The following is a 17,242-nucleotide window of genomic DNA, read 5'->3' as shown; positions in this document are numbered from 1 at the left end:
AAGAAGCAATAACCGAGTAATCGCCATCTTAGTTTTTTTCTCTTATTTTAGTTTTAAAACGAAGTAAGAGCACAAACCATGAGGGCAATGAGAAGCAAGAAGATCAAGGAAGCGACCGAACGAGCACCGGAGCGTACGAGAGTACGTGAGGAGCACAGTGACGGAGCTGACGCAGAGATTCGCCGCTTATCATTGGCCGAAGCAGGTTAAGTTAGAAAGGGCGCACGGTGAATGCCTTGGCACTAGGAGCCGATGAAGGACGGTACTAACACCGATATGCTTCGGGGAGCTGTAAGTAAGCTTTGATCCGGAGATTTCCGAATGGGGGAACCCCCTATCCGTAATGGGATAGGATCTTTACCTGAATACATAGGGTATGGAAGGCAGACCCGGGGAACTGAAACATCTAAGTACCCGGAGGAAGAGAAAGCAAACGCGATTCCCTGAGTAGCGGCGAGCGAAACGGGATTAGCCCAAACCAGGAGGCTTGCCTCCTGGGGTTGTAGGACACTCTACACGGAGTTACAAAGGAACGAGGTAAATGAACAGGTCTGGAAAGGCCGGCCAGAGAAGGTAAAAGCCCTGTAGTTGAAACTTCGTTCCCTCCAGAGTGGATCCTGAGTACGGCGGGACACGAGAAATCCCGTCGGAAGCAGGGAGGACCATCTCCCAAGGCTAAATACTCCCTAGTGACCGATAGTGAACCAGTACCGTGAGGGAAAGGTGAAAAGCACCCCGGAAGGGGAGTGAAAGAGATCCTGAAACCGTGTGCCTACAAGTAGTTAGAGCCCGTTAATGGGTGATAGCGTGCCTTTTGTAGAATGAACCGGCGAGTTACGATTACATGCGAGGTTAAGTTGAAGAGACGGAGCCGCAGCGAAAGCGAGTCTGAACAGGGCGAATGAGTATGTGGTCGTAGACCCGAAACCAGGTGATCTACCCATGTCCAGGGTGAAGTCCAGGTAACACTGGATGGAGGCCCGAACCCACGCACGTTGAAAAGTGCGGGGATGAGGTGTGGGTAGCGGAGAAATTCCAATCGAACTTGGAGATAGCTGGTTCTCTCCGAAATAGCTTTAGGGCTAGCCTCATGTAGTAAGAGTCTTGGAGGTAGAGCACTGTTTGGACTAGGGGCCCCCATCGGGTTACCGAATTCAGACAAACTCCGAATGCCAAAGACTTATCCATGGGAGTCAGACTGCGAGTGATAAGATCCGTAGTCAAGAGGGAAACAGCCCAGACCACCAGCTAAGGTCCCAAAGTATACGTTAAGTGGAAAAGGATGTGGAGTTGCTTAGACAACCAGGATGTTGGCTTAGAAGCAGCCACCATTTAAAGAGTGCGTAATAGCTCACTGGTCGAGTGACTCCGCGCCGAAAATGTACCGGGGCTAAACGTATCACCGAAGCTGTGGATTGACATCTTCCGATGTCAGTGGTAGGAGAGCGTTCTAAGGGCGTTGAAGCCAGACCGCAAGGACTGGTGGAGCGCTTAGAAGTGAGAATGCCGGTATGAGTAGCGAAAGATGGGTGAGAATCCCATCCACCGAATGCCTAAGGTTTCCTGAGGAAGGCTCGTCCGCTCAGGGTTAGTCGGGACCTAAGCCGAGGCTGAAAAGCGTAGGCGATGGACAACAGGTTGATATTCCTGTACCACCTCTTTACCGTTTGAGCAATGGGGGGACGCAGGAGGATAGGGTAAGCGCGCTGCTGGATTAGCGCGTCCAAGCAGTTAGGCCGGTAACGAGGCAAATCCCGTTACCACACAGGCTGAGCTGTGACGGCGAGGGAAATTTAGTACCGAAGTTCCTGATTCCACACTGCCAAGAAAAGCCTCTAGCGAGGGAAAAGGTGCCCGTACCGCAAACCGACACAGGTAGGCGAGGAGAGAATCCTAAGGTGAGCGAGAGAACTCTCGTTAAGGAACTCGGCAAAATGACCCCGTAACTTCGGGAGAAGGGGTGCTCATTAGGGTGCATAGCCCTGATGAGCCGCAGTGAATAGGCCCAGGCGACTGTTTAGCAAAAACACAGGTCTCTGCGAAGCCGCAAGGCGAAGTATAGGGGCTGACGCCTGCCCGGTGCTGGAAGGTTAAGAGGAGAGGTTAGCGCAAGCGAAGCTTTGAATCGAAGCCCCAGTAAACGGCGGCCGTAACTATAACGGTCCTAAGGTAGCGAAATTCCTTGTCGGGTAAGTTCCGACCCGCACGAAAGGCGTAACGATCTGGGCACTGTCTCAACGAGAGACTCGGTGAAATTATAGTACCTGTGAAGATGCAGGTTACCCGCGACAGGACGGAAAGACCCCGTGGAGCTTTACTGTAGCCTGATATTGAATTTTGGTACAGCTTGTACAGGATAGGTAGGAGCCTGAGAAGCCGGAGCGCCAGCTTCGGTGGAGGCGTCGGTGGGATACTACCCTGGCTGTATTGAAATTCTAACCCGCGCCCCTGATCGGGGCGGGAGACAGTGTCAGGTGGGCAGTTTGACTGGGGCGGTCGCCTCCTAAAAAGTAACGGAGGCGCCCAAAGGTTCCCTCAGAATGGTTGGAAATCATTCGCAGAGTGTAAAGGCACAAGGGAGCTTGACTGCGAGACCTACAAGTCGAGCAGGGACGAAAGTCGGGCTTAGTGATCCGGTGGTTCCGCATGGAAGGGCCATCGCTCAACGGATAAAAGCTACCCCGGGGATAACAGGCTTATCTCCCCCAAGAGTCCACATCGACGGGGAGGTTTGGCACCTCGATGTCGGCTCATCGCATCCTGGGGCTGTAGTCGGTCCCAAGGGTTGGGCTGTTCGCCCATTAAAGCGGTACGCGAGCTGGGTTCAGAACGTCGTGAGACAGTTCGGTCCCTATCCGTCGTGGGCGCAGGAAATTTGAGAGGAGCTGTCCTTAGTACGAGAGGACCGGGATGGACGCACCGCTGGTGTACCAGTTGTCTTGCCAAAGGCATCGCTGGGTAGCTATGTGCGGAAGGGATAAGTGCTGAAAGCATCTAAGCATGAAGCCCCCCTCGAGATGAGATTTCCCATAGCGTCAAGCTAGTAAGATCCCTGAAAGATGATCAGGTTGATAGGTCAGAGGTGGAAGCGTGGCGACATGTGGAGCTGACTGATACTAATCGATCGAGGACTTAACCAAGTCATATGGTTATTACTCGGCAAACACTTCTTCATGCATTATCTAGTTTTGAGGGAACGAAGTTTCTTCAATCAAATAGTCCGGTGGCGATAGCGAGAAGGTCACACCCGTTCCCATACCGAACACGGAAGTTAAGCTTCTCAGCGCCGATGGTAGTTGGGGGCTGTCCCCCTGTGAGAGTAGGACGCTGCCGGGCATATGAAAGAGCACCTGATGGGTGCTCTTTTTTGTGTGTTTGGATGATTTAGTGAATCATATTATCTTATTTGGGCTCTCCTTTTTAGGGGAATATATCTATATGTGCCACTTCGGCCAAAATATGAAAAAATAAAAAGCCCCTATCAAAGGGCTTACATTTTAAGAAAATATCTCCGGCATGGTTATTTTTCGCAGTTTCTTTAGGTAATAATTATATTTTGGATTGCTTGTATCCGTGGTGATTAAATCTTTTTCACAATCTGTGCAGATAAAAGAAGTGTATAGATGTATTCCCCTGGTTTTTGCCTGCTCGCATATGACACATTCTTCCCCTGCATGTTTTTTTGCTAATAGCGAACCCAATCACTCCACCTCCATACACTTATTCTGCCCAGATCAATGGTATTGTATACAATTTTTCGAATATTCATTGGCGGGTTTTTTGAGGTTACTTGATTAATATTGTATGATGGAAATCTAATTTGGGTGTATGTCTATAAAGGATTTCTTTCATAAATTTACCTGACGCTTCAGGGACTGGCGCAGATATCGCCCTCATGTTTCTTTTATAGCAAGCACATACTTGTTTTGTTAAAATGAGAGAAGAATCTTAGGAAAGTGATGAAGATATGAATCACGAACAGACTCCATTATGGAATCAATTAAAAAAACATGCTTCACATCAGCCGGTATCTTTTCATGTACCCGGACATAAGAACGGTCATCTTTCAGGTGGTGAAGGAACAGATTATTTTAAAGATATTTTAAAGCTCGATGCTACTGAGCTCAGCGGACTGGATGATTTGCATTCTCCTGAAGGAGTCATTTTGGAGGCGCAAAAGCTGCTTGCCGATTTGTATGGGGTTCCAAAAAGCTTTTTCCTTGTTAACGGATCGACCTCAGGGAATCTCGCCATGGTCTTGTCAGCCGCAAAGGAAAATGAGACTGTACTTGTCCAGCGGAATTGCCATAAATCCATTCTTAATGGCATTACATTGGCTAAGGCTAAGCCTGTTTTCTTAGCACCGGAATTTAATGAAGAGTGGGGCGTTGCCGGGGGTGTAGCTTTAGAGACCATTAAAGAGGCAATCAGCCAATATCCGGATGCAAAAGCATTAATCTTAACTTATCCAAATTATTACGGAATGGTGTTCAGCCTGGAGGGTATTATTCAGTACGCCCATGATCAGGGAATTCCAGTACTGGTGGATGAAGCGCATGGAGCGCATTTGATCGGGGGAAATGATTTTCCTGCGTCGGCCGTTCAGCTTCACGCAGATCTGGTTGTACAATCGGCACATAAGACTTTGCCTGCTATGACGATGGGGGCTTATCTGCATTTTAATAGCCGTTTTATAAAAGAAGAAAGAGTGTCCAAATATCTGGGGATTCTCCAATCAAGCAGTCCTTCCTATCCCATTATGGCATCCCTTGATTTAGCAAGAGCCTATTTAGCTTCCTTTTCGGCAAAGGATCAGGAATTACTGCTTGAAAAAATCGGGCAGTTCAGGAAGGAACTAAGCAAGATAATAGGAATTAAAATTCTGAATTTTGAACATCAAAACGGTGACCCTTTAAAAGTGACCATCAAGTCGGAAACCGTTCTTAGCGGGTTTGAATTGCAGACTCTTCTGGAAAAGTACGGGATTTTTACGGAAATGGCAGATCCAGATAATGTCCTATTTGTTTTGCCCCTTTTAAAAAAAGATATGGATTATCCATTTGAACGGGTTATTCACTGCTTGGAAGAGGAGTTGAAATCATATGGCCCTGCAGACCGAAATGAAAAGATCCCTTTCAGTAAAAGGCCTGTCTCTGGCCTTGCCCTGGAGCAAAAGGAACAAGAACGTCGTTCCATTAAAACGGTGGCACTGGAAGAGGCGGCCGGCAGAATATGTGCACAGCAGGTGACTCCTTATCCGCCAGGCATCCCGCTCCTATTCCCAGGTGAAGTCATCGAAGGGGAAGACATAGCAAACATAAGATTTCAAATTAAAGCCGGAGCACGGTTCCAAAATGGGGAAAATATAAAAAAAGGCAGCATTCACGTTTATCAGGATCTATAACAGCAGCTGGAGGAAGTAAAATGAAAAAAGGTAAGTTTATTACGCTCGAAGGACCTGAGGGCGCCGGAAAAACAACGATTATTGATATGCTGGCAAGCAATCTGGCAAAGGAAGGCTATCAGGTTCTTCAGACAAGAGAGCCTGGCGGAATTGAGATTGCAGAGCAGATCAGAAGTGTCATATTAGATAAAAATAATACAAAGATGGATCCAAGAACAGAGGCTCTGCTTTATGCTGCAGCCAGAAGGCAGCATCTGGCTGAAAAAGTAAAGCCAGCGATGGATAAGGGATTTATCATATTATGTGATCGGTTTATTGATAGTTCTCTTGCTTATCAGGGTTATGCAAGGGGCCTTGGCATTGACGAAGTCTACTCTATAAACAGCTTTGCCATTGAAGGCATGATGCCTGAACTGACGCTGTATTTTGATATTGAACCAGAGGCCGGGCTGGATCGAATCAATCAGCATAAAGGACGGGAAGTGAACCGCCTGGACCTGGAAAAGCTCGACTTTCACTACAAAGTGCGGGAAGGCTATTTGAAGCTAATGGAGCTTTATCCGGAGCGCATCTTTAAAATCGATGCTTCGAGGCCATTAGAGGAAGTGTATGAGCAGGCGGAGAGCAAGCTGAAAGAACTAATATAAAAATTCGCCTTAAAGATCATATTTCTTTAAGGCTTTTTTGATAAGCTTGCCAGTCCGTTTTCAAAATAATTTTTTCGGTATTCCCTTAATTTCTGCTTGAAGATAAAATAATTGATATAATAAAAGTAAGATAAAACGGATTAAAAACTTGTAAAGGGGATGGGCTTATGAAATTAATTCTGGCAGTCATTCAGGATCAGGACAGCAATAAGCTAATGAATGCGTTGGTTGACAATAATTTTCGTGCGACAAAATTGGCCAGCACGGGCGGATTCTTGAAATCAGGCAATACAACGTTCATGATTGGGACAGAGGATATCCGTGTGGAGAGAGCCCTGCAGATTATTAAGGAAAATTGCAGAGCAAGAGACCAGCTGGTAGCACCTGTATCGCCAATGGGCGGAAATGCTGATTCTTATGTGCCTTACCCTGTAGAAGTTGAGGTTGGCGGTGCGACGGTATTTGTCCTGCCAGTTGAACAATTCCACCATTTTTAATAAATACAAAGGGAGCTTAATGCCCTTTGCGGAGGATTAGGTATGAAAATTAATCAGGAACTTCGGCTCAAGATGGAAAATGTCCGCAATGAGCAGAAGCATGCGGCTGGGAACGGCGTTAAGTTTTCTGAAATGGTGCAGAAGCAGGACCAGAAAATGCAGGCTTCTCAGCTTCAGGGGCTGTTAAAGGATATAGATGCCGCTGGAGAACGGCTGGCCCGCTCCAGAACCTTTAAGGATTTAGCCAAATTTAAAACGCTTGTGAAACGGTTTGTGAAGGAAGCTGTTGACTTTGGGATGGAGCTGAAGCAATCGCACAGCTGGAACCAGCATGGACAGGGCCGGTCTCTGAAAGTGGTAGAAACGGTTGATGAGAAGCTATCAGAGCTGACGGATGAACTAATGAAAAAAGAAGAATCATCTATCGATATATTGGGGAAAGTCGGCGAGATTAAGGGACTTTTAATAAATTTATATATGTAAGTGAGTGATCGTTGTGGGAAAAACGTGGGAACAGCTGGAGGCCTTACAGCCAGTTGTATTAAAAATGTTTAAAAATAGCATAGTGAAGGATCGGCTGGCCCACGCCTACCTATTTGAAGGGATGAAAGGAACGGGAAAGCGGGAAGCAAGCATGCTTTTGGCGAGAAGCCGATTCTGTCTTGAGCCGCTTGAAGGGTATGTTCCATGTGAAACATGTTCAAACTGTAAGAGGATCAACAGCGGCAATCATCCGGATGTTCATATTCTTGAGCCGGACGGGCTTTCTATCAAAAAGAATCAGATTCAAAGCCTGCAGGAGGAGTTTTCAAAGACCGGGGTAGAATCAAAGCGAAAACTTTATGTGATTGTACATGCTGACAGAATGACAGTTAACGCTGCCAACAGTTTGCTTAAATTTCTGGAGGAACCCCATTCAGAGACGACCGCTGTGCTGACTACCGAGCAGTCTCAGCAGATGCTTCCTACTATTCTATCCCGCTGCCAAACCATTTCTTTTAAGCCATTATCTCCTGCGGAAATGATTCAGCAATTAAAAAATAATGGAGTGAATCCTGCCCAGGCACCATTACTTGCACAAATTACCAATAATTTGGATGAAGCTTTGCAATATAGTTCTGATGATTGGTTTGTACAAGCACAAAAAATAGTGTTAAAATTATATGAAGTGGTGAAGAAGAATCCGCTTGAGGCGATGGTTGCCCTTCAGGAGGATTGGTTCTTGCACTTTAAAGAAAAAGAGCAGATTGATCGCGGCTTGGATTTATTACTTCTTATTTTTAAAGATTTACTATATATTCAGCTTGGGAAACAAGACCAGGTTGTCCATCTGAACGAACGAAATCGTTTAGAGCAGTTTGCGCTGCAATCTTCTACAAAGCGTCTGACGGAACAGATGACGGCTGTTTTGGAAGCCAAAAGAAAATTACAGGCAAATATGAATCCGCAGCTGTTGATGGAACAGCTTGTGCTAAAATTGCAGGAGGGATCTTCCTTTGTATGATGTAGTAGGAGTGCGCTTTAAAAAAGCGGGCAAGATTTATTATTTTGATCCCGGAGATCTCTCAATACAAAAGGATGACTTTGTCATTGTCGAAACTGTCCGAGGCGTAGAATACGGAAAAGTGGTAATTGCCCCAAAGCAGGTCGATGAGCATGATGTTGTCCTTCCATTAAAAAAGGTTCTTCGTATTGCAGATCAAAAGGATCGCATGATTGTCGAGGAGAACAAGCAGGCCGCCAAAGAAGCATATGAGGTCTGCTGTGAAAAGGTCCATACACATCAGCTTGATATGAAGCTGGTCGATGTTGAATATACATTTGATCGAAATAAGGTCATTTTCTACTTTACGGCTGATGGCCGGGTTGACTTCCGCGAGCTTGTCAAAGACCTCGCAGCTATCTTCCGGACAAGGATAGAGCTTCGCCAGATTGGTGTGAGGGATGAAGCAAAAATGCTTGGCGGAATTGGCCCATGCGGAAGAATGCTCTGCTGTTCCACCTTCCTGGGTGATTTTGATCCTGTATCCATTAAGATGGCGAAGGATCAGAATCTATCGTTGAATCCAACGAAAATATCAGGTTTGTGCGGACGCTTAATGTGCTGCCTGAAGTATGAGAATGATGAGTACGAAGCAGCAAAAGAACAGCTCCCGGACCTTGGGGAATGGATTCAGACCCCTGATGGAGCTGGAAAAGTGGTAGGCTTGAATATATTGGAGCGTGTTCTGCAGGTTGATGTGAAAGAAGCAGAGCGCGTCCTCGAATATACATTGGATGAAATTTTAAAACAAGGTGCTGTATCAGTTCAGTCCACAGATTAAGAGGTGGAAGTCGTGGATAAAAAAGAAATCTTTGACTCAGTGAGTAATATGGAAACCCAAATTGGAGAGTTATATCAGCAGCTTGGTGAGTTAAAGCAGCATTTGGCAGAAATACTTGAAGAGAATAACTCTTTGAAGCTGGAAAACGAACATTTAAGACGCCATTTAGACATATCTGCGGAAAAGGAAAGCACATCTGCGAAAAAAGGCAAATCAGAACAATCTGCCGATGCTGCAGATGATGATAAGGTGATTGATATTGGCGAAGGCTATGATAACCTTGCCCGCCTTTATCAGGAAGGCTTTCACATTTGCAATCTCCATTTCGGCAGCCCTCGAAAAGAGGGAGACTGTCTGTTTTGCTTGTCTTTCCTAAATAAGAAGTAAATTTTAGCCTTCCTGATGATAGGAAGGCTATTTTTCCATAGAAGCAAAGAATCAGAGAAGCATGGAGGATCAAGAATGGATTTTTTAAAAGAAGGGGAGCGGCTGGACTATTTGCTGGCTGAAGATATGAGAATTATTCAAAGCCCGGCCGTTTTTTCCTTTTCACTGGATGCTGTCCTGCTGGCCCGGTTTGTATATGTGCCGATTCAAAAAGGCAATCTCATTGATTTGTGCAGCGGAAATGGCGTGATCCCGCTATTTTTAAGCACAAGAACAAAGGGGGCCCTTACAGGCGTTGAAATTCAGGAGCGTTTGCATGATATGGCGGTCAGAAGCATTGAATACAATAAGCTTCAAGACCGGATTAAGATGATTCACGGAGATATTAAAGAAATACATCAGGTTTTAGGATATGGAAAATTTGATGTTGTCACCTGCAACCCGCCCTATTTTCCTACTCCTTCCCGGGAGGAAATCAATGTGAATGAACATTTGGCGATTGCCCGCCATGAAATACTCTGTACATTGGAGGATGCGATTAAAGCGTCAAGCGGGCTTGCGAGACAGGGCGGCAAGGTGGCATTTGTACACAGGCCGGGAAGGTTCCTGGACATTGTGACGCTCATGCGCAAGTATAAGCTTGAGCCGAAAAGGGTGCAATTCGTCTATCCAAAGGCCGGAAAAGAAGCGAATACACTGCTGATTGAGGCAGTGAAAAATGGCAATCCGGACCTGAAAATCCTGCCTCCTTTATTTGTATATAATGAAGAAAATGAATACACATCTGAAATGAGAGAGATTTTATATGGTGAATAGCCATTATTTTTACGTTCTCCATTGCCGTGATGGCAGCTTGTACGCGGGCTACACCAATGATCTTGAAAAACGGGTGAAGGCCCATAATGAAGGAAAAGGGGCGAAGTATACAAGAGGCAGAGGGCCGGTGGACCTGGTCTTCTCCCGATCCTTTTCTGAAAAGGGCGAAGCGATGAGAGCCGAATATGAATTTAAGCAATGGCCCCGGAAAAAGAAAGAAGAGTTTTTAATGAAAGAGACTGGTGGTACATATGTGGCAGCAAAAAAGCTTTGAACATGAAGAAACAAAAGGAATCCTTTATTTAGTCCCGACTCCGATCGGCAATCTGGAAGACATGAGCTTCAGAGCAGTTAGGATTCTGAAAGAAGCTGACTTTATTGCGGCCGAGGATACGCGCAATACGAAGAAGCTCTGCAATCATTTTGATATTGCAACACCCATCATCAGCTATCACGAACATAATAAGGAGGCAAGCGGGCAGAAGCTGCTTGATAAAGTGGCCAATGGCGCAAAGATTGCCCTTGTCAGTGATGCGGGAATGCCTGCGATTTCAGACCCGGGCTTTGATCTTGTAGTGGCGGCTGCTGAAGAAAAGCTGACAGTGGTGCCCCTTCCTGGTGCGAATGCTGCATTAACCGGCCTGATTGCTTCCGGCATTGATACACAGCCCTTTTATTTCTACGGTTTCCTGAACAGACAGAAGAAATTTAAGAAACAGGAGCTGGAGAGTCTCTCGAAGCTGAAAGCAACCATTATTTTATATGAAGCTCCCCACCGCCTGAAGGAAACCCTCTCGCTGATGTCGGATATTATGGGGAACAGGAATATCGCGTTATGCCGCGAACTGACGAAGAAATATGAAGAATTTATCCGGGGGACTGTAGCAGAAGCAATGGAATGGGCCTCAAACGGCGAGGTAAGAGGAGAATTTGTGATTATTATTGAAGGAACTTCCGAAGCTGTGCAGGATGAAGAAACAGCCTGGTGGGAGAATCTTTCGGTTGAAGATCATGTTAGACATTATATAGAAGAAACTGGACTCTCGAGCAAAGAAGCCATTAAGCAAACGGCAAAAGATCGGGGATTAAATAAGCGGGATGTTTATCATGCTTATCATATTGAGGAATAAAAAAAGCTTCTCACACGCGTGAGAAGCTTTTCTTCATTATTATTTTGCTAATTCAAAAGTGTTTTGAATTTCTTTTAACAGCTGTTCTGCACCGTCACGGCTTAGAATTAATTTGCCGTTAGCTAAAGAGATATTTTCATCAGATACTTCCCCAGTAACTTGGCAAGTCATGTTTGGCTTGTACTTTTTAAGGATGATTCTTTCGTCATCTACGTAGATTTCCAAAGCGTCCTTTTCAGCAATTCCAAGTGTACGTCTTAATTCAATAGGGATAACTACGCGGCCAAGCTCATCAACTTTACGAACAATACCTGTGGATTTCATAATAAAAGTCTCCTCTCAAATCTCCAATAATATTTTTCTTTATCTATGTTGTTTCGTCATTATTCGACAAAATCTTTATTACATTTATAATACCAGCCATTCCCATATACGTCAATTACTTTATTTTGAATTCAAATAGAAAATTTTAGGATATAACTTGAAGTGTTGATATGACAACGTTTTTTAAGAAATAAAGAAGGTTTAATTAAGAAGAGGGAAAGAACCATTCAAAAAATAGCGATATGACTATTTTCGACATTTCGACAAAATTCTACAATAATTATACTTTTACTATAATAATATTCGTAAGTTAATTTCCTTTTTTAAGGATAGAAAATAAAAAAATTAAATTTAAGAAGAATTCTGCCATTCCTTTCTGCCTATTGGTTGCACAATTTCAAGTTTTTAGGTATATTTTGATGGTATAAGAGGTTATGCTGACGAATATAACTTCTTGTAAAATATTGATATAGCAGGCCCAATAACGGCACGATTTTCTGATTAATACTCTCGTCCAAATTGGGCGGGATTTTTTAAAATTTAAGAAAGTATAACTTTAGACTTCGATAACTATCTAGCTCCAGCGCCCACCCCCTCGAGGTCACAAGCCAATCCTCCCAAAAAGGCAAAGAACGCCTTTCCGTGAGGCTCGTCTTGTGCTTGTCGGGGGTGGGCAAGGCGCTTGCGCTTTTAAAATGAGGGAGGGAATCTTGTGGAGGACAAATTAAAGACGTTTTATTTAACCACTCCAATTTATTATCCTAGCGGAAATTTACATATAGGGCATGCCTATACAACTGTTGCCGGTGATGCAATGGCGCGCTACAAGCGCATGCGCGGCTTTGACGTTATGTACCTGACAGGAACGGATGAACATGGACAGAAGATTCAGGAGAAGGCGGAAGAAAAAGGGGTAACACCGCAGCAGTACGTAGATGAAATTGTCGCCGGCATCCAGGATCTCTGGAAGAAACTCGATATTTCCTATGATGACTTTATCCGCACAACTCAGGACAGACATAAGCAGATCGTAGAAAAAATCTTCGCTCAGCTTGTAGAACAGGGCGATATCTACCTAGGCGAATATGAAGGCTGGTACTGTACACCATGTGAGTCTTATTACACAGAACGCCAGCTTGTAGACGGAAACTGCCCTGACTGCGGACGTCCCGTTCATAAAGTAAAAGAAGAATCCTATTTCTTTAAGGTAAGCAAATACGCAGACAGACTTCTGCAGTATTATGAAGAAAATCCATCTTTCATACAGCCTGAGTCCCGCAAGAATGAAATGATCAATAACTTCATTAAACCGGGCCTTGAGGATTTGGCGGTATCCAGGACAACTTTTGACTGGGGAGTAAAAGTGCCGAATAATCCAAAGCATGTTGTGTATGTATGGATTGATGCACTGTCGAATTACATCACTGCGCTTGGCTATGGAACCGATGATGATTCCAAGTATCTGAACTATTGGCCTGCAGATGTTCACCTGGTTGGAAAAGAAATTGTGCGCTTCCATACGATTTACTGGCCAATCATGCTGATGGCATTAGATCTGCCTCTTCCTAAAAAGGTGTTTGCACATGGCTGGCTTTTGATGAAGGACGGCAAAATGTCCAAATCAAAAGGAAATGTAGTGGATCCTGTTACCCTTATCGACCGTTATGGTCTTGATGCACTGCGCTATTACCTGCTTCGCGAAGTGCCATTCGGCGCAGACGGAGTGTTTACGCCAGAAGGTTTTGTGGAAAGAATCAACTTTGATCTTGCCAACGATTTAGGAAACCTTTTAAACCGTACGATTGCGATGGTTAATAAATATTTTGACGGTGTTATTCCGGCATATAAAGATTCAGAAGGAGAGTTTGACCAGCAGCTGATGCAAATGAACCGTGAGACGGTTTCTAAGTATGAGGAAGCTATGGAAAAAATGGAGTTCTCTGTTGCCCTATCTGCAGTCTGGCAGCTTGTCAGCAGAACGAATAAATATATAGATGAAACGCAGCCTTGGGCTCTTGCCAAAGAGGAAGAGAAAAGGGAAGAGCTGGCGAGTGTGATGGCTCATCTGGCGGAATCCCTGCGAAGAATCGCGGTGCTTCTGCAGCCATTCCTGACACGTACGCCAAAAGAAATCTTCACACAGCTGAATGTAAACGAAGAAGCATTAACATCCTGGGAAAGCCTTGAGACATTTGGCCTGATTCCAGAAGGCACAAAGGTATTAAAGGGAGAACCAATTTTCCCTCGCCTGGATATTAATGAAGAAGTTGACTTCATTAAAACCAAAATGCAGGGATCAGCTCCTAAAGAAGAAGCAAAGCCGGAAGCAAAAGCAGAGGAAAAACCGGATAGTGAGGAAATCTCAATCGATGACTTTATGAAGGTCGATTTAAGAGTGGCTCAGGTCATTGAGGCTGAACCGGTGAAAAAAGCTGATAAGCTCTTAAAATTACAGCTGGATCTTGGCTATGAAAAGCGCCAGGTCGTTTCCGGAATTGCCAAATTCTATAAGCCGGAAGACCTGGTCGGCAGAAAAGTCATCTGCGTCACAAATTTGAAGCCTGTGAAACTTCGCGGCGAGCTTTCAGAAGGAATGATTTTAGCAGGTGGAAAAGACGGCGAACTTTCCCTTGCTACAATCGCTGAATCTCTTCCATTGGGTGCACGGGTAAAATAATATTATTTATTTCTCCTGTTAAACAAAAAACATAGAAGTGTTAAGCGTATACCGTGAGCATTTCTATGTTTTTTATTTTGGGAAAAAAATTATTTTTGAAAAGTAATTTCTGGTGAGTTTATTCAATTTCAACCATTCTGCCAGCACATTATTTTTGTTACATCCCTGACATAATAGTAATAGAAAAATAATATGAACAAAAAGGAGTTTTTTGATGTTTTTCGACACACACGCACACCTTAATGCCGAACAATATAACGAAGATTTACAAGAGGTCATTGACCGGGCACTTAGTGAAGGAATTTCCAACATCGTGGTCGTTGGTTTTGACCGTCCAACGATTGAAAAAGCGATGGAGCTGACTGAGAAATACGATTTCATTTACGCCAGTGTGGGATGGCATCCGGTTGATGCCATCGATATGACAGAGGACGATCTTCAGTGGATCGAAGAGCTTTCCGGCCATCCAAAAGTGGTTGCACTGGGAGAAATGGGCTTGGATTATTATTGGGACAAGTCTCCAAAGGGTATTCAGCAGGAAGTCTTCCGAAAGCAAATCCGTCTGGCGAAAAAAGTCAAGCTTCCAATCGTTATCCATAACCGTGATGCCACAGCCGATATAGTCGAAATCCTTAAGGAAGAAGGAGCGGGAGAAGTAGGCGGAATCATGCATTGCTTTAGCGGCAGTCCTGAAATTGCCAAAGAGTGTGTGGATATGAATTTTTATATTTCCCTTGGCGGTCCGGTGACATTCAAGAATGCAAAAAAGCCAAAAGAAGTGGCCGATGTTATTCCGCTTGAAAAGCTATTGATTGAAACAGACTGCCCATATCTTACCCCTCATCCATTCAGAGGAAAACGGAATGAACCTAGCTATGTCAAACTAGTTGCAGAGCAGATAGCTGAAATAAAAGGACTTTCGGTAGAAGAAGTTGCACAAGCAACCACGGAAAATGCAAAAAAATTATTCGGCATAAACTGATATCTCTTTTTGTCGAAACCTGTGGGAGCTTGTCCAAATTTTTTCTGATTCTAAAAAGTTCTACATGTCTCCTTCCTCTCATAGGATAACCATGTCGATAAGTCTCTCTTTCCTTTCTCCTGGTTTTTTTGCATAATAGGAAATACGTTTACGAGAGAGCTTGCCATTTACTAGAAAAAGGTGCTGTTTTAGTACCCCTGCTGATCGAGCGGAGGGCGTTTGCTGCTAGTTGAGGAGCGTAACAGATAAAGAACCGGCAGTCTAAAGGCTTGAGGAACTTCCGGAAGCACTCCCGATTGCTGAACGCCTGGTCGGCAGAAAATAAGGGATTACCAAAAAGACGTAAAAATCCCTAAATCAAAAAAAGAAGGATTTTTCACATGAGTGTGGAAATGTATAAATCCAAGGCAAGCATCATCGAAAACGGGGCACTTGCAAGAAGGCATGCATAGAGAGGAGCTGTCTTTCATACATAGAGATAGAGTGCAGTTCTATGGATACAGGCAATCCTAGCCCGATGCCTGCATTCCGCCAGCCTTTCGGAAGCTGGAAAATTGAAAGAGTTGACAGTCGGCAAGATACTCTATATAATCACTCCGAGAGAAAAGGAGGCGTTTTTCATCGTGATTCAAAACATGAAAAACCTGTTATCCAAGTCTTTGAGTAAAAAGAAATTGGCCATTTTTTCTGCTAGTTTAGTAGTCTTTGCTGCTGCCTGCGGTTTCATTGCATATGAAACGACAAAGAAAACAGTAGCACTGACGATAGGTGGCCAAGAGAAAGTCATCAAAACGCATGCATCAACGATTCAAGATATATTCGATGATCTAGATATTTCACTTCGCTCAGAAGATTATGTGTTTCCCTCGGTAAACACAGAGGTTAAGGACAATACAGAAATTGTCTATGAACCGGCTAAACAGGTGAAAGTTGTAACAGATAACGAGAAGAAAACGATTTGGACGGCTGCAAAGACGGTCGGGGACGTTTTAAAAGAACAGAATATTACTCTGACTGAACATGATAAGGTTCAGCCAAAACCAGAGGATAAAATTAAAAGCAACCTTGAAATTCAAGTAGAGAAAGCATTCGCTTTAACGCTTAATAATGGCGGTAAAGAGAAGCAGGTTTGGTCAACTTCGACTACGGTCGCTGACTTTTTATCACAGCAGGGAATCAAGATCAATGATTTAGACCGTGTTGAACCAAAGTTGGAAGAGACAGTCAAAGCCAATGACAATATAAAAGTCATTCGAGTTGAAAAAGTCACCGATGTAGTGGAAGAACCAATTAATTTCGCAGTTGTGACAAAAAAAGATAATAGCTTGGCTAAAGGCACTGAAAAGGTGATGAATGCTGGAAAAGAAGGCCTAAAGGCGAAAGAATTTGAAGTCGTCCTGGAGAATGGCAAGGAAGTTTCCAGAAAGCTGATCAGTGAAAAGCAAGTGAAAGAGAAGCAGGATAAAGTCGTTGCTGTCGGAACAAAGGTGGCTGCAGCAACACAGGTCGTTTCCCGTGGAACAAGCAGCAAGGCAAGCGGAAAAGAAATATATGTATCGTCAACTGCCTATACGGCCAATTGCAGCGGATGCTCAGGCAAAACCGCTACTGGCTTGGATTTGCGTGCCAATCCGGGTGCTAAGGTAATAGCTGTTGATCCAAGTGTCATTCCACTTGGAACGAAGGTCTATGTTGAAGGCTATGGCTATGCCGTTGCAGCTGATACGGGCGGTGCTATTAAAGGAAACAAAATCGATGTATTCTTCTCTTCCAAATCAGAAGCTTACAAATGGGGAAGAAAAACCGTAAAGATTAAAATACTGAACTAATTTTTGTGATACAGGGGCTTTCCCCTGTATTTTTTATTTTATTGCAGAGAAGGTTAATAATTAACATTTTTTCATTTTCCAGCTGCATCATATATAATAAGAACTATTCTTTATTAATATATTCTTCTTACATCTAATTAGACGAATTACATTACAGAAATGTTTCAAGTTTTTTTCAATTTTTTTATATTTTCTCGCGGAAAGAGAAGTTATATAATTTTGAAC

The 17,242-nt window shown here is 44.0% G+C and carries 16 protein-coding genes and 2 rRNA genes; 16 read left to right on the top strand and 2 right to left on the bottom strand.

The genetic code is table 11. From position 1 onward, the window contains the following. Positions 1-78: 78 nt before the first annotated feature. The 3 genes from QUF73_17575 to rrf all read left to right on the top strand — a co-directional run bounded on the left by QUF73_17575 (position 79) and on the right by rrf (position 3,336). Positions 79-210, top strand: a complete 132-nt coding sequence (locus tag QUF73_17575) for a hypothetical protein (protein ID MDM5227946.1) — start codon at positions 79-81, stop codon at positions 208-210. Next, positions 205-3,140, top strand: a 23S ribosomal RNA gene (locus tag QUF73_17570). Before QUF73_17575 ends, QUF73_17570 begins: the two co-directional genes overlap by 6 nt. A gap of 79 nt (positions 3,141-3,219) precedes the next feature. Then, positions 3,220-3,336 (top strand): 5S ribosomal RNA (gene rrf, locus QUF73_17565). Between the two features lie 161 nt (positions 3,337-3,497). Here the strand turns inward: rrf and QUF73_17560 are convergent. After that, entirely contained in the window at positions 3,498-3,701 is a 204-nt protein-coding gene (locus tag QUF73_17560; protein ID MDM5227945.1) for a sigma factor G inhibitor Gin, read from the bottom strand. 266 nt (positions 3,702-3,967) lie between these two features. Here QUF73_17560 and QUF73_17555 point away from each other — a divergent pair, with 266 nt between their 5' ends. The 10 genes from QUF73_17555 (at position 3,968) to rsmI (ending at position 11,205) form a co-directional block, all read left to right on the top strand. Beyond that, the gene (locus QUF73_17555; protein MDM5227944.1) at positions 3,968-5,404 is read left to right on the top strand and encodes an aminotransferase class I/II-fold pyridoxal phosphate-dependent enzyme; all 1,437 of its coding nucleotides are present in this window, start codon (positions 3,968-3,970) and stop codon (positions 5,402-5,404) included. 20 nt (positions 5,405-5,424) lie between these two features. Then, complete coding sequence (gene tmk / locus QUF73_17550; protein MDM5227943.1) at positions 5,425-6,051, top strand: dTMP kinase; 627 nt, start codon at positions 5,425-5,427, stop codon at positions 6,049-6,051. A 167-nt stretch (positions 6,052-6,218) separates the two neighbouring features. Continuing rightward, a complete protein-coding gene (locus tag QUF73_17545) occupies positions 6,219-6,548 on the top strand; it encodes a cyclic-di-AMP receptor (protein ID MDM5227942.1) in 330 nt (109 codons plus the stop codon). A gap of 42 nt (positions 6,549-6,590) precedes the next feature. Beyond that, positions 6,591-7,031 (top strand): YaaR family protein, encoded by a 441-nt coding sequence (locus tag QUF73_17540; protein ID MDM5227941.1) that lies wholly within the window; start codon positions 6,591-6,593, stop codon positions 7,029-7,031. 13 nt (positions 7,032-7,044) lie between these two features. Further along, positions 7,045-8,052, top strand: a complete 1,008-nt coding sequence (holB, locus tag QUF73_17535; GenBank protein MDM5227940.1) for a DNA polymerase III subunit delta' — start codon at positions 7,045-7,047, stop codon at positions 8,050-8,052. Beyond that, on the top strand, positions 8,045-8,872 hold the full coding sequence (locus QUF73_17530; GenBank protein MDM5227939.1) for a stage 0 sporulation family protein: 828 nt from the start codon (positions 8,045-8,047) through the stop codon (positions 8,870-8,872). Before holB ends, QUF73_17530 begins: the two co-directional genes overlap by 8 nt. Before the next feature lie 12 nt (positions 8,873-8,884). Further along, positions 8,885-9,259, top strand: a complete 375-nt coding sequence (gene yabA, locus QUF73_17525) for a DNA replication initiation control protein YabA (GenBank protein MDM5227938.1) — start codon at positions 8,885-8,887, stop codon at positions 9,257-9,259. Between the two features lie 75 nt (positions 9,260-9,334). Next, a complete protein-coding gene (locus tag QUF73_17520) occupies positions 9,335-10,075 on the top strand; it encodes a tRNA1(Val) (adenine(37)-N6)-methyltransferase (protein MDM5227937.1) in 741 nt (246 codons plus the stop codon). Further along, positions 10,065-10,349 (top strand): GIY-YIG nuclease family protein, encoded by a 285-nt coding sequence (locus QUF73_17515; protein MDM5227936.1) that lies wholly within the window; start codon positions 10,065-10,067, stop codon positions 10,347-10,349. The genes QUF73_17520 and QUF73_17515 overlap by 11 nt, the downstream gene beginning before the upstream one ends. Further along, positions 10,327-11,205 (top strand): 16S rRNA (cytidine(1402)-2'-O)-methyltransferase, encoded by an 879-nt coding sequence (gene rsmI / locus QUF73_17510; protein ID MDM5227935.1) that lies wholly within the window; start codon positions 10,327-10,329, stop codon positions 11,203-11,205. Before QUF73_17515 ends, rsmI begins: the two co-directional genes overlap by 23 nt. A gap of 39 nt (positions 11,206-11,244) precedes the next feature. On the opposite strand, the gene QUF73_17505 is transcribed toward rsmI, so the two are convergent. Further along, positions 11,245-11,529: an AbrB/MazE/SpoVT family DNA-binding domain-containing protein gene (locus tag QUF73_17505; GenBank protein ID MDM5227934.1), complete on the bottom strand. Its 285-nt coding sequence runs from the start codon at positions 11,527-11,529 to the stop codon at positions 11,245-11,247. A 712-nt stretch (positions 11,530-12,241) separates the two neighbouring features. Between QUF73_17505 and metG the strand changes: the two genes are divergently transcribed. The 3 genes from metG (at position 12,242) to QUF73_17490 (ending at position 17,017) form a co-directional block, all read left to right on the top strand. Further along, positions 12,242-14,206: a methionine--tRNA ligase gene (gene metG / locus QUF73_17500; GenBank protein ID MDM5227933.1), complete on the top strand. Its 1,965-nt coding sequence runs from the start codon at positions 12,242-12,244 to the stop codon at positions 14,204-14,206. A 214-nt stretch (positions 14,207-14,420) separates the two neighbouring features. Further along, complete coding sequence (locus QUF73_17495) at positions 14,421-15,188, top strand: TatD family hydrolase (protein ID MDM5227932.1); 768 nt, start codon at positions 14,421-14,423, stop codon at positions 15,186-15,188. Positions 15,189-15,823: 635 nt separating this feature from the next. Continuing rightward, the gene (locus QUF73_17490; protein ID MDM5227931.1) at positions 15,824-17,017 is read left to right on the top strand and encodes a ubiquitin-like domain-containing protein; all 1,194 of its coding nucleotides are present in this window, start codon (positions 15,824-15,826) and stop codon (positions 17,015-17,017) included. Positions 17,018-17,242 lie beyond the last annotated feature (225 nt).

The sequence above is a fragment of the Cytobacillus sp. NJ13 genome, from assembly GCA_030348385.1.
Lineage (GTDB): Bacteria > Bacillota > Bacilli > Bacillales > Cytobacillaceae > Cytobacillus.
This window is presented reverse-complemented; position numbering and strand designations above follow the sequence as displayed.